General features: G+C 63.4%; 10 protein-coding genes. 5 read left to right on the top strand and 5 right to left on the bottom strand.

The features are described from left to right. Positions 1–160: 160 nt before the first annotated feature. Positions 161–1828 (bottom strand): ABC transporter substrate-binding protein, encoded by a 1668-nt coding sequence (locus tag ABDB84_RS09955; protein ID WP_345919571.1) that lies wholly within the window; start codon positions 1826–1828, stop codon positions 161–163. Positions 1829–2111: 283 nt separating this feature from the next. Further along, positions 2112–2951, bottom strand: coding sequence for a MurR/RpiR family transcriptional regulator (locus ABDB84_RS09950; RefSeq protein WP_345919570.1), 840 nt, complete (start codon positions 2949–2951; stop codon positions 2112–2114). Positions 2952–3144: 193 nt separating this feature from the next. Between ABDB84_RS09950 and ABDB84_RS09945 the strand changes: the two genes are divergently transcribed. The 4 genes from ABDB84_RS09945 (at position 3145) to ABDB84_RS09930 (ending at position 7508) form a co-directional block, all read left to right on the top strand. Continuing rightward, a complete protein-coding gene (locus tag ABDB84_RS09945) occupies positions 3145–3705 on the top strand; it encodes a GbsR/MarR family transcriptional regulator (protein ID WP_345919569.1) in 561 nt (186 codons plus the stop codon). A 124-nt stretch (positions 3706–3829) separates the two neighbouring features. Further along, positions 3830–5182 carry a cytochrome ubiquinol oxidase subunit I gene (locus ABDB84_RS09940; RefSeq protein WP_345919568.1) on the top strand — a complete coding sequence of 451 codons (1353 nt, stop codon included), beginning with the start codon at positions 3830–3832 and terminating at the stop codon, positions 5180–5182. Positions 5183–5184: 2 nt separating this feature from the next. Beyond that, positions 5185–6180 (top strand): cytochrome d ubiquinol oxidase subunit II, encoded by a 996-nt coding sequence (locus ABDB84_RS09935; protein WP_345919567.1) that lies wholly within the window; start codon positions 5185–5187, stop codon positions 6178–6180. A gap of 71 nt (positions 6181–6251) precedes the next feature. Beyond that, the gene (locus tag ABDB84_RS09930; protein ID WP_345919566.1) at positions 6252–7508 is read left to right on the top strand and encodes an Hsp70 family protein; all 1257 of its coding nucleotides are present in this window, start codon (positions 6252–6254) and stop codon (positions 7506–7508) included. 24 nt (positions 7509–7532) lie between these two features. Here ABDB84_RS09930 and ABDB84_RS09925 read toward each other — a convergent pair whose 3' ends face one another. Both ABDB84_RS09925 and ABDB84_RS09920 read right to left on the bottom strand, forming a co-directional pair. Next, positions 7533–7922, bottom strand: coding sequence for a cupin domain-containing protein (locus tag ABDB84_RS09925; protein WP_345919565.1), 390 nt, complete (start codon positions 7920–7922; stop codon positions 7533–7535). A gap of 64 nt (positions 7923–7986) precedes the next feature. Next, positions 7987–9660: a methyl-accepting chemotaxis protein gene (locus ABDB84_RS09920; protein ID WP_345919564.1), complete on the bottom strand. Its 1674-nt coding sequence runs from the start codon at positions 9658–9660 to the stop codon at positions 7987–7989. A gap of 183 nt (positions 9661–9843) precedes the next feature. On the opposite strand from ABDB84_RS09920, the gene htpX reads away from it, so the two are divergent. Further along, complete coding sequence (htpX, locus tag ABDB84_RS09915) at positions 9844–10692, top strand: zinc metalloprotease HtpX (RefSeq protein WP_345919563.1); 849 nt, start codon at positions 9844–9846, stop codon at positions 10690–10692. Positions 10693–10706: 14 nt separating this feature from the next. Here htpX and ABDB84_RS09910 read toward each other — a convergent pair whose 3' ends face one another. Continuing rightward, positions 10707–12299, bottom strand: coding sequence for an NAD(P)-binding protein (locus tag ABDB84_RS09910; protein ID WP_345919562.1), 1593 nt, complete (start codon positions 12297–12299; stop codon positions 10707–10709). Between the last annotated feature and the right edge of the window lie 3 nt (positions 12300–12302).

Raw genomic sequence — 12302 nt, 5'->3', positions numbered from 1 at the left:
GACGAATTGCTTGGTTTTCAATTTCGAACAACGACAAGCGCGTAATGCGTGAGAAAGCGGAGCGCGCGCGCGTCCAGCTAGGCGGCTCGCGCAGAGCAGTGCTCAGCACGGCGAGCGAGCCAACAACGCTGGGCGCGTGCGCAGCCCGTTTTATCGCGCATTACTCCATAGAGATCGGAGAGAAATCCACATACCAATTGTGAGGCGCCACAAAGCCCTTGACCTTCTTCGTCATCGCACGCGGTGCCACGTCATGCGCCACGAAGAGGAACAGTGCGTCATTGACGAACTTCTCGTGCGCCTTGCGGACGAGGGCGTTCTGCGCTTCCGGATTGAACTCGGTGCGGATCTGGTCGAACAGCTTGTCCATCTCCGGATCGCTGTAATAGCCCCAGTTGGTGCCCTTGGGCGGCATCAGCGCGCTATCGACGTGACGGATCAGCGCCGTGAAGGGGTCCTGGCTGAAGTAGGAGCTGTTGGTCACCGTGGCGCCCTTGCTGCTGGCGTCCTTGGCGCCGGCACGCCAGTTGGCGAGCAATGCGTTCCAGTCACGCACATCGAATTCAACCTGGATGCCCACTTCGGCAAGGTTCTGCTGGATCAGCTCGTTCATCAGCATCGGCTGCATCTGACCGCCGCCGTTGGGCGAGATGATGGCCTTGATCTTCAGCGGCTTCTCTTTCGAGTAACCGGCCTGTGCCATCAGCGCCTTGGCCGCTGCGGGGTCGTACTTCACGTCGAAAGTCGGCTTGCCGAACCAGGCGCTGGTCGGCGGCACCATGCCCTTGGCGGGCACCATCATGCCGCCCAGCAGCGCTTTCATGCCTTCGCGATCCACAGCGAGATTGGCGGCCTTGCGGATACGGATGTCATTCCAGGGCGAGCCCTCGACACGCGAGAAGTGCCACGGCCAGACATGCGGATAAACGTTGCTGACGATGTTGAAGCCAGCGGCCTTGAGGCTTTCGATGCCATCCGGCGGCGGTGTTTCGATCCAGTCGACCTGACCTGAGCGCAGCGCAGCAACGCGTGCTGAAGCATCGGGCACCGGCAGCAGCACCATTGAGTCGAGCTTGGGCACGCGCTTGGCGTCCCAGTAGCCAGCGTTCTTGACCAGCACGGCGCGCTCACGCGGCGTGTAGGTCTGCAGCTTCCACGGCCCGGTGCCCGAGGCCTTGGCGAGGAAGGCGTCCCAGCTCTTGCCGACGGCATTCCACTGCGCCGGGCTGGACATCACGATCCACACCATCTTGTAGGGCAGCAGCGCATCGACTTCCGTGGTGGTGACTTCGACGGTCAAGTCATCGAGTGCCTTGACGCTCTTGACGGTAGGAATGCGGCCACGGCCCTGCGCAGCCTGCTTGGGATCGTATTGCTCGGACTTGTCGTTGAGGATCTTCTCGAAGTTCCACACCACCGCCTGTGCATTGAAAGCGGAGCCGTCGTGAAACTTGACGCCCGGCCGCAGCTTGAAGACCCAGCGCAGCTTGTCCTTGGGGTCCACCGCCCATTCCGTAGCCAGCGCCGGGATCAGGGTCACCGGCTTGGTCGAGGACGACAGATCGAAGCCGATCAGCGCTTCGAACACGGTGTAGCCCATGAAACGCATGCCCTCGCTGCCCTGGTCGGTCTGGCCATTCGGCAAGGGAATGTCCGAAGAGGTCATGGCGATGCGCAGAGTGCCCGCCGCCATGGCCGGGCTGCTGGCCAATCCCAGCGTACAGCCGAGCACGCCGGCCAGGGTGAGGCCACGCATCAGGCGACTCGTACCGCGCGCAATAAAACGGGAGCGCTGGGCGCTTCCGGTGATGAACGATGTGAAATTCATGGCAATCCTCATGACAGTTCTCGGAACCAAGGCACAACCGGGAATCCCCGGCACAGCAAGAGATAAGCTGTTTTCATGCCAAAACTTTCATGAAAATATATTTTCACATACGCCACACACCGAGCGCCTTGGCAACGCGTATCCAAGGCCCCTTTCGTTCCCACGCGCCGCGCCATGATCAGCCAATCGTCACGCCCTGGTCTGCCGCGCTCGTGTGGTGCGTACAGCGCACGAACTGTCACGCCCCGAATGCGGGCTCAGCGCACTTCATCGTGGTGCGCGCTTACATCTCGCCAAATGCGTCGTGCTCGGCCTCGATGGCGGTCAGGCGGTCGCGCCCGGAGGCGCCCGAAGTCTCCATCACGCGGTTGGCCAACAAGTGGCACAAGGCGATGACTGATACATGATTGTCGAGCGGCCCCGGTGCAGCGCAGGCGCAGCGGATATGCCAGCGCACATCTCCGCGTGTAGCCACCAGTTCGTCAGTGACGTAGAGCACGGGCGCGCCGCTGGCAACGGCCTGCGTCACGATGTCGTCAAGACGCAGCGGGCGGCGGCGCAGTCCGAAAATGACCACCAGGTCTTGCGGCGCGATGCTGGCCAGATACTCACCGAGCGTATCGCCGGCATTGGGCACGACGTGGATATCCTCCTTGACCTGGAAGATCTGCCAGCGGAAATACGTGGCAATCGCGTGACTGCTGCGAAAACCTGTTACCCACACCTTGCGCGCACTGAGCAAGGCGTCGGCGATCGCCGCCACCTGCTGTTCGCTGAGGCGGGCAAACGTGCGGCGCAGATTGTCCTGCCCCTGCTCGGCGTGTGCCTCGAACAATTTCTCAATGCCCGATGCCCGATCGGCGAGAAACAAGGGCGAGCCGGTTTGTTTCTCTTCGCGTACCAGCCGCCGCGCCTCGTCATAGTTCTGGTAGCCCAGACGCTTGATCAGGCGTGTCACCGTCGCATTCGATACCTCAGCCAGCCGCGCCAGCTCCGAGGCGGAATAGCTGGCCAGCTCGCCGGGAAAGTCGAGCATGAAATCCGCCAGCTTGCGCTCAGCCGGATGCAGCGCCTGCAGGCTGTCACGCACACGGGCCAGAAAAGACGGCGCAGCACTACTCATGAAAAAGCTCCAGTTGGCGGCAGATGATCCTGCGGCAACGCCCTAGGGCGTGTTCGGATGCTACAACAGCCGGGCCAAGGGCCTTGCACGCCACGCCACGGAATCGTGCACATCAAGTTGCCGTCATGAATTTTCAGTAATTACTGAAAGTTCTGCTAAGATTTGATCTAGATCAAATGTAGCCGGAGTTTCCATGTCGCCACTCGTCCGCAGTTTCGTCGCCCACTTCGGTGAAATGGGCAGCCGTTGGGGCATCAATCGCACGGTGGGACAGATCTACGCACTGATCTACGTGTCTTCGCGTGCGCTGCACGCCGACGAAATCGCCGAGCAACTGGAGTTCTCGCGCTCCAACGTGAGCATGGGTCTGAAGGAATTGCAGGCCTGGCGTCTGGTGCGCTTGCGCCATCAAGCCGGTGACCGGCGCGAGTACTTCGATGCGCCGGCCGACGCCTGGGAGGTGTTCCGCACGCTCGCGGAAGAACGCCGCCGGCGCGAGATCGAGCCGACATTGACGATGCTGCGCAATGCGCTGATGGAAGAAGCCGGCAGCGAAGAGGACCGCGTCGCGCAGGAGCGCATGCGCGACATGCATGACCTCATCGAAATGCTCACCACCTGGTTCGACGATGTGCAGCGCATGGATGCCAAAACCCTGGCGCAGCTGATGCGCATGGGCTCCAAGGTGCAAAAGCTGCTCGAAGTTGCCAGCAAAGTCACCTCGCTGGGTAGCGCGAAGCAGGCGGCGGAGTAAGGCTAGTCCCTTGGCCGCATTGAAGAACAAGGCTCTTTTGAGGACGTAGCCCAGCGGCGCGTCCCTCGCAGCGTGCGTGGTCCGCTCGCGCTGTGAAAAGTGACGGACCCGGAGTAACAGCAGCATGGATGCCCTTCTTCTGGCGCGGATACAGTTTGCCGCCAACATCAGTTTCCACATCCTCTTTCCGACCATCAGCATCGCGCTCGGCTGGGTGCTGTGCTTCTTCCGCTGGCGCTGGCTACGACAACGCGATGAAGCCTGGCTGGCGGCGTATCGCTTCTGGACGCAGATCTTCGCGCTGACCTTTGCGCTGGGCGTGGTGTCGGGCATCACCATGAGCTTCCAGTTCGGCACCAACTGGCCCGGCTTCATGGAGCGCGCCGGCAACATCGCCGGCCCCTTGCTCGGTTACGAAGTGCTCACCGCCTTCTTTCTCGAAGCGACCTTTCTGGGCGTGATGCTGTTCGGCCACAACCGCGTCTCGGAGCGCGTACATTTCATGGCCTGCCTGCTGGTGGCGATTGGTACGAGCATGTCGGCGTTCTGGATCTTGAGCCTCAACTCGTGGATGCACACGCCGACGGGTTACACCATCATCAATGGTGAATTCCATGTGCAGTCCTGGCTGGCGGTGATCTTCAATCCGTCCCTGCCTTACCGCCTGGTGCATGTGCTGCTCGCCTCGGGCCTCACCGTGTCCTTCCTGCTCGCAGCAATCAGTGCCTGGCAAATCCTGCGCGGCAAAGCCCAGCTATTCACGGCGCGTGTGCTGCGTCTGGGCGTAACGCTCGCTGCGGTGCTGATTCCGCTGCAGATCATCGCTGGCGATGCGCATGGACTCAACACGCTCGAACACGAGCCGCAGAAGATCGCCGCCATCGAAGGCATCTGGCACACCGAGCGCGGCGCGCCGCTGTTGCTGTTCGCCTGGCCGGACGCCAAGACGCAGAGCAATCGTTGGGAGATCGGCATACCGAAACTGGCCAGCCTGGTCCTGCGCCATGATCCGGATGCCGAAATACGCGGCCTCAACGAATTCCCCGATGCGCATCCGCCGGTCGCGCCGCTGTTCTTCGGCTTCCGCATCATGGTCGCAACCGGCGTGGCCATGCTGCTGGTGAGTTGGGGTGGCGTGTGGCTGCTGCGTCGTGGCAAGGATGCCTTGCAGCTGCCGCGCCGCTTTCTGTGGGTACTCGTCGGCATGGGCTTTTCGGGCTGGGTCGCGACGCTCGCCGGCTGGTACGTCACCGAAATCGGTCGTCAGCCTTTCATCATCTACGGACTGCTGCGCACCGCCGAAGTCGCCTCGAACGTGCCGGCCAGCAAGATCGCCTTCACGCTGACGGCCTACTTGCTGATCTACAGCTTTCTGCTCATCGCCTATATCGGCGTGCTGCGCCATCTGGCCGAAAAAACCGTGGCGCAGCCGGCTAGCGATTTGCCGGCAGATGCCGCCCTCGAAAAAGGAGTTTGAGCATGGATTTCGATCATTTCCTGCCCGTCATTTTCATGGCCCTGATGGGCATCGCGATGTTTGTGTACGTCGTACTCGACGGCTATGACCTGGGCGTCGGCATGCTGTTACTGCGCGGCAGCAAGGATGAACGCGACCTGATGATCAGCACCATCGGCCCGTTCTGGGACGCCAACGAAACCTGGCTGGTGCTGGGCGTGGGCATCCTGCTGATTGCCTTTCCCAAGGCGCAGGGGGTGGTGCTCACCGCCCTCTATCTGCCGGTCTGCGCAATGTTGATGGGCCTGATCCTGCGCGGCGTGGCTTTCGATTTCCGCGTCAAGGCGCATGACGATCACAAACCGCTGTGGAACCGCGCCTTCTTCGCCGGCTCGACGCTGGCTTCGATGGCGCAAGGCTGGATGCTGGGTCAGTTCATCACCGGCTTTGCCGAGGGCGGCGAGTTCCTCGCCTTCAGCGCCCTCATCGCCGTCGCCTTGCCGGCCGCCTACGTGCTGCTCGGCGCCAGCTGGTTGATCATCAAGACCGAAGGCGCCCTGCAAGAACGGGCCATTGCCTGGGCCAAGGCGGCGTGGCTGCCGATGTGCATCGGCATGCTGCTGATTTCGGTGGCGACGCCGTGGGTCAGCGCAGAGGTACGCGAGCGCTGGTTCAGCATGCCCGCCTTCATCGCCTTGCTGCCGATTCCGCTGGCCTCCGGCGGCGCCTTGCTGGCCTTGCCGATGGTGTTGCGCACGCAGCGCGTGCGTGCCGACTTGTGCTGGCTGCCGTTTGCGCTGGCCGTCTTCGTGTGCCTCTTCGGCTTCTTCGGTCTCGCTTACAGCCTCTACCCCTTTGTCGTCATGCAACGCATCACGCTGTGGCAAGCGGCCGCCGCGCCCGAATCGCTGCGCTTCATCCTGGTCGGCGTCGCCATCGCTGTGCCCGCCATCGCGGCTTACACCGCCGTGGTCTATCGCATCTTCCATGGCAAAACACGGGTGCTGCATTACGGCTGACGCACGATGATTGACCGCCGCAGGGCTGCACCGTAAGCTGCGCAGCCCCCGCAAACTCTCGCCACGCCTTCATGAGCATCGCCGCCTGCGGTATCGACTTCGGTACCTCCAACTCCACCGCTGCGATCATCCACGACGGCCGCGCCCAGCTGCTCGCGCTTGAGGGCGACAAGACCACCCTGCCCTCGGCGGTGTTCTTCAATCTCGATGAAAACTCGCTGGCCTTTGGCCGCGCTGCGCTGGGCGAATATCTGGAAGGTTACGAGGGGCGCCTGATGCGCTCGCTCAAGAGCCTGCTCGGCAGCGGTCTGATGGAAGCCGGCACCGAAGTCGGCGGCCGCCACCTGCCGTTCCGCCAGCTGATCGGCAGCTTCATCGGCGAAATCAAGCAACGCGCCGAACGCCAGGCCGGCCGGCGGTTCGAGGCGGTGGTCGTCGGCCGCCCGGTGCGCTTTGTGGACGAGGACGACGCGGCCGACCAGCTGGCGCAGGACACGCTGGAAGAGATCGTGCGCGGCCTCGGCTTTAGCGAGGTGAGCTTCCAGTTCGAACCGATCGCCGCCGCCCACGCCTACGAAGAACAGATCAGCCGCGAAGAACTGGTGCTGATCGTCGATATCGGTGGCGGCACCTCCGACTTCTCCCTGGTGCGCCTGTCACCGGCGCGACGCGACGCCAGCGACCGCAGCGCCGACCTGCTCGGCAACAGCGGCGTGCACATCGGCGGGACCAATCTCGACAAGCAGCTCTCGCTGGCCGGCGTAATGCCCGAGCTAGGCATGGGCAGCCTGCTCAAGAACGGCGCCAGCTTTCCCAACAGCTGTTTCTTCCAGCTCGCCACCTGGCACACCATCAATCAGGTCTACAGCCGCAAGGCCTGGCGCAGCCTGCAGGACGTGGCGCCGGACGTGGCCGACAAGCGCCGCTTCGAACGCCTGCTGCGGGTGGTGCAAAAGCAGCTGGGTCACCGCCTGGCGATGGATGTGGAAGCCGCAAAGATTGCGCTGTCGTCTGCCGTGTCAGCCACGCTTGATCTGGCCGAAGCGGAAGATGGCCTGATCATCGACATCGAACGCACGCGCTTCGAACAGGCGATTGGCGCCGACATCGCACGCATCGGCCAGGCGGCCGAGGCCTGCTTGCAGCAAGCAGGCATTGCCGCGGACGCGCTGGACACGCTGTTCTTCACCGGCGGCTGCTCGGCCGTGCCGGCGCTGCGACACGCCTTGGCTGCGCGCTTTCCGGGCACCCGCGCGGTCGAGGGCGACCTCTACGGCAGCGTCGGCTGCGGCCTCGCGGTGGTCGCCCGGCAGCGCTACGGCGCGTGACACACGGCCGCCGCGCCGGGTAGATCAGTCTTTGACGAACAGGGTCACCAGCGCCTCGTCACCGACCTGGCGGCTCCAGTGGCCGTGGATTTCCGGATCGAAGGTCGCGCCTTCGGGCAGGGTGTCGGCCGAATAGAAATGCTCACCGGCCTTGAACAGGCGCGAGCTGCCATCGGCCAGCAGGATCTCCATCTGACCGCCGAGGATGAATACCCATTGCGGCTTGCCGGTGCAATGCATCTTGCTGACGAAGCCGACCGGGCTCTGGCGCAATTGCACGCCGCTGGCGGGCAGCAGGGTCGACAGGGCCGAAGCCGGCGAACCCTCGCTCAGCGCGATCTGTTCCTCGCGGAAACGGGCGCGACCATCGGTATCGGTGTAGAGAATGACCTGCGTGAAGGTGGGCGTGCTCATGCGCTATCCTCGTTGGAAAAGCGGCAAGATTACAGCATGTCGGCCACCGACATTGAGACCTGGCTCAGAACAGGTCGACTTCGCCGGCCTTGTCGCCGGTGATTTCAAAACGCTCGACCGTGCGCCCCAGCACGCCGGCCAAATCGGAGAGTTTGGTCACCCGCGCATTGACCTTCTCGACCGCCTGACGGGCCTCGGCACTTTGTGTTGCCACCTGCGCCGCTTCGGAGCTGATCGCATCGCAGGCAGCGGTCTGCATTTCCAGCTGGGCCGAGATATTGCCAAAGGCGCTGACCACCTGCACCGCCTGGTCACGGATCACCTGCATCATGCGCGCCGCTTCCTCGGCGCTGGCCACGCCAGCGGCCAGGCGCTCGTTGGAGTCCGCCATCTGGGTGCTGGAATGACGCGTCTCGCGCTGGATCAGGGTGACCAGCTTGTCGATGTCCTGCGTCGCCTGGGCGGTGCGCACCGCGAGCTTGCGCACTTCGTCCGCCACCACCGCGAAGCCACGGCCGGATTCGCCCGCGCGGGCCGCTTCGATAGCCGCATTGAGCGCCAGCAGATTGGTCTGCTCGGCCACTTCGCGGATCACATGCACGAACTGGCCGATGTCCTGCGCCCGCTCGACCAGGCTATTGACCTGGCTGGCGGTCTGCGCGACCACGCCGGAGACCTGCTGCAGATCGCTGACCGTCGATTCGAGCATCTGCTGGGTCGCCTCGGACTGCGTGCCCGACGATGTCGCCAGGGTATGCGTATCGGTCGCTGCATGACGGATCTGCTGGATGCCCTCGAACATTGACGTGCCCGCCGCGACAAGATTATCGCTGCTCTGGTTCTGCATGTCGGCCGACACCGACACGCTGACCGCCGCGCCCATCAGGCTGAGGGCGGCGCGCTCGATCTCCATGGCACCGCTACAGACGCTGAGAATGGAATCGCGCAGGCTTTGCTGCATCGCCGAGATGGCCGCCAACATGCTGTGCTGGTCGTTCGGCGAAATATCGACCGGGGTTTGCAGATCGCCCTTGGCAATGCGCTTGACCACCTCGGTGGCGTACTGCGGATCGCCCCCCAGCTCGCCGACCAGCAACTTCATGACACGCAAGACCAGCATACAGGCAATCCCCGAGGCGAGCAGGAACAAAGCCACCATCGCCATGCTCGCCAGATTGACCACTTTCTGCGCACTCTGCTCTTGCTGCTTGACATCCTCACGTGCGAGCACCACCAGCTTGTCGATCGCCGCACGATGCCGCGCATAAATGTCGCGGAACTTTGCCAGCAGCGCGTTGCGCTCATCGAGGTAGTACATCATGCCGCTGTCAAACGACTCGTGAATCAGGCTGAAATAAGCCCGCGCGCTTTCATCCACCGGCCCTTTGAGCAAGGCCTTGATCGGCTCCGGCGTGCCCTCCTGCGCCAGCCAGAACTTCAGCCGCGCCTGATAATCGGCCTCCAGCTGCGCCAGCTGCTTGCGCAGCGCCTCGCTCTTCTTGCGGTCCGAGCTGAGCGTCAGCTCCATGGTCAGGCCATGCGTCTCGATGATGTAGAGCGGCGGCGGCAGCACATCCGCAACCAGATTCTCGGCCTGCATGATGCGCTGGTAATAGGTGCCGCGGATTTTCACCTCGCTCAGGGTGTACCACGCACCCAGACCGAAAATGACGAAGCCAATCAGCAAGGCCAGCACGATACGCAAGAATTGCTTGCGAAAATACGGAGGTGTTTTCATGGCGCGGAGGGACCATCGTGTTATCGGTTCATGCCCGGCTTACGGCATCGGCCACGAAAACTTGATTTAAATGGCATAGCATTCCAGCTGATAGAACAAATAGTTCGAATCAGCCCGACACAGCGGGGAACCCACGGCCCTCCGCAGCGTCTACAGCCCGTGTTTCACACAAAGGTGATCAAGATGTTCAACTGGCTCAAGACCTCAATCCTGATGGCGGCCATCATGGCCCTCTTCGGCGTCATCGGCGCCATGCTCGGTGGCAAATCCGGCATGCTGCTGGCCTTGCTGCTGGGCGGCGGCATGAACCTCTTTTCCTACTGGTTTTCGGACAAGATGGTGCTGCGCATGTACAACGCGCAGGAAGTCGACGCCACCAGCTCGCCCTACCTCTACAACATGGTGGCCGATCTCGCCCGCCGCGCCCAGCTGCCAATGCCGCGCGTATACCTGATCAACGAAGTGCAACCGAATGCCTTCGCCACCGGCCGCAATCCGGAACATGCCGCCGTGGCAGCCACCGCCGGCATCATCCAGCTGCTCTCGGAGCGCGAGCTGCGCGGCGTCATGGCCCACGAACTGGCCCACGTCAAACACCGCGACATCCTGATCTCGACGATCTCCGCGACGATGGCCGGTGCGATCTCGGCGCTGGCCAATTTCGCCATGTTCTTCGGCGGTCGTGACAGTGAAGGCCGCCCGGCCAACCCGATCGCCGGCATCCTCGTCGCCCTGCTCGCCCCGCTGGCCGCCAGCCTGATCCAGATGGCGATCTCGCGCGCCCGCGAATACGAAGCCGACCGTGGCGGTGCCGAAATCAGCGGCGACCCCGGCGCACTGGCCAGCGCGCTGGAGAAAATCCACGCCTACGCCCACGGCATCCCGCTGGCCGCCGCCGAAGCCCACCCGGAAACCGCGCAGATGATGATCATGAACCCGCTCTCCGGCGGCACCCTGGCCGGCCTCTTCGCCACCCACCCGCCGACCGAGGAACGCGTGGCGCGACTGCGCGCGCTGGCGCGCGGCAGATAGGGCCCGTCAAGCGCTCAGTGCCCCAGCAGCGCAATGGCCTGCTGGGTGCCCCACCAGGCTGCTTCTTCAAACACGGAATAGCCTGACAGATCGGCGTGTGCAAAGCGCACACGCCCATTCGCCGAACGCAGCGCCTGCAAGCCGGTGTTCGAGAGAAATCCCGGCGCAGGCGCACTCATCGCGTGTCCGCGCAGATGAATATTGACCTGCTCGACCTCACGCCACAGCGCCGGCCCATACACCGCCAAGAGATCCTGCGCGGCCCGTTGCAGACAGTCGCTATCGCTGGCCGTCAGCATCCATTTGCGCGCCGCCTCAGGCGCCTCATCGGCCAGCGCGTTGTAGGCGGTAAACACCGTATGCTCAGGCTTGGCGACGCGGATCAGCTGGTGCGTGGCGACCACGTAGCCCAGGGCGCGGCTGTCCTGCAGCACATTGTCCCAGGCCAGCGGCACATCGCCAGTTTCCTGCGGGAAGCGGCGCAACAGGAAGTTGGCCACCATCCAGGGCGACTGCTGGGGCAGATGCTCGCGGTGGAACCCGTGCCCGGCCATGTCTTCGACGACATGCAGAGCGACGTGGAGGGGCATCGCACAGATCACCCGGCGGGCTTCGATGCGAATGCTGCGCGCACCCTGCATCACGATGACTTCAGCCTTGCGTTCCCCTTCGCGCACACGCACGGCGCTGCCCGCCATGCGACGTGTAGCATGGTTGTCGAAGGGCACGGCTTGCAGCAGGTGCTGCGAGAGCGTGTGCAAGCCATCCGGCCAGGTCAGCACGCTGCCAGCGTCGGCATTGCTGGCTTGTCCGTCACGGCTGGCAAAGTAATGCAGGCCCGCCCAGGCCGAAACGTGCGCATAACCCGCGCCGAACTCGTCGCGGCAGACATAGTCGGCATACCAGTGCAGTGCAAGGTCGTGAAAGTTCTCACGCTGTAACCAGCTGCGAAAATCCAGCGCATCGAGCGCGCGCCAGCGCGGGTCCGCAGACGAGCACGCAAGGGGTACGGCAAATACGCGCAGTCCGTCCACGCCTTTTGTCGCGCGCAGCTGCTTGATCAGATTCAGAAAGCGCGCGGTATCGTCGGACTCACCTGACAGCAGCTCTTCGTGCCAGGTGGTGCCGATGCGCAGGCGTTCATGCAGCGGATGCACGAGGACGCTTTCGTCGTACTCGGGCTTTTCGCTGAAGGGCTGGCTGCGGATCACGCCAAGGCTGGCCAGCATTTCGCGTATGTGGACGGATGCCATCGACGGCAGCGGCAGGTAGTGTGCGCCAGTCGGGCAGGCCACGCCGCCGAGGCGCTCGCCTGCGGTGTTGCCGCCGGGAACCGGACCTTCGACGAGAATGAGATTCTTCCAGCCTTCGCGGGCGAGTTTCCAGGCCGCAGAGATGCCTGCTGCACCACTGCCGAGAATCGCAACATCGCACTCGATGGACTCACCCGGCTCCGGGATTGCCTGTGCATCACGAATGCTGTGGCCGGCCTGCATGCCGGGGCGAAACACGGTGACCGGAGGCCTGTGCGCAAACAGCCTGTCACAGCCACTCAAACCCGAGCCGGCCAGCGCTGCCAGCGCAGAGAGGAATTCGCGCCGCTGCATCGT

The sequence above is a fragment of the Uliginosibacterium sediminicola genome (assembly GCF_039631295.1).
Classification (GTDB): domain Bacteria; phylum Pseudomonadota; class Gammaproteobacteria; order Burkholderiales; family Rhodocyclaceae; genus Viridibacterium; species Viridibacterium sediminicola.
The sequence above is the reverse complement of the archived record's forward strand: the minus strand, read 5'-3'. Positions and strand labels throughout refer to the sequence as shown.

Bases quoted from the DNA above. Each gene is read 5' to 3' on its own strand.
- ABDB84_RS09955 (WP_345919571.1), bottom strand. From the start codon at position 1,828: ATGAATTTCACATCGTTCATCACCGGAAGCGCCCAGCGCTCCCGTTTT.
- ABDB84_RS09950 (WP_345919570.1), bottom strand. From the start codon at position 2,951: ATGAGTAGTGCTGCGCCGTCTTTTCTGGCCCGTGTGCGTGACAGCCTG.
- ABDB84_RS09945 (WP_345919569.1), top strand. From the start codon at position 3,145: ATGTCGCCACTCGTCCGCAGTTTCGTCGCCCACTTCGGTGAAATGGGC.
- ABDB84_RS09940 (WP_345919568.1), top strand. From the start codon at position 3,830: ATGGATGCCCTTCTTCTGGCGCGGATACAGTTTGCCGCCAACATCAGT.
- ABDB84_RS09935 (WP_345919567.1), top strand. From the start codon at position 5,185: ATGGATTTCGATCATTTCCTGCCCGTCATTTTCATGGCCCTGATGGGC.
- ABDB84_RS09930 (WP_345919566.1), top strand. From the start codon at position 6,252: ATGAGCATCGCCGCCTGCGGTATCGACTTCGGTACCTCCAACTCCACC.
- ABDB84_RS09925 (WP_345919565.1), bottom strand. From the start codon at position 7,922: ATGAGCACGCCCACCTTCACGCAGGTCATTCTCTACACCGATACCGAT.
- ABDB84_RS09920 (WP_345919564.1), bottom strand. From the start codon at position 9,660: ATGAAAACACCTCCGTATTTTCGCAAGCAATTCTTGCGTATCGTGCTG.
- htpX (WP_345919563.1), top strand. From the start codon at position 9,844: ATGTTCAACTGGCTCAAGACCTCAATCCTGATGGCGGCCATCATGGCC.
- ABDB84_RS09910 (WP_345919562.1), bottom strand. From the start codon at position 12,299: ATGCAGCGGCGCGAATTCCTCTCTGCGCTGGCAGCGCTGGCCGGCTCG.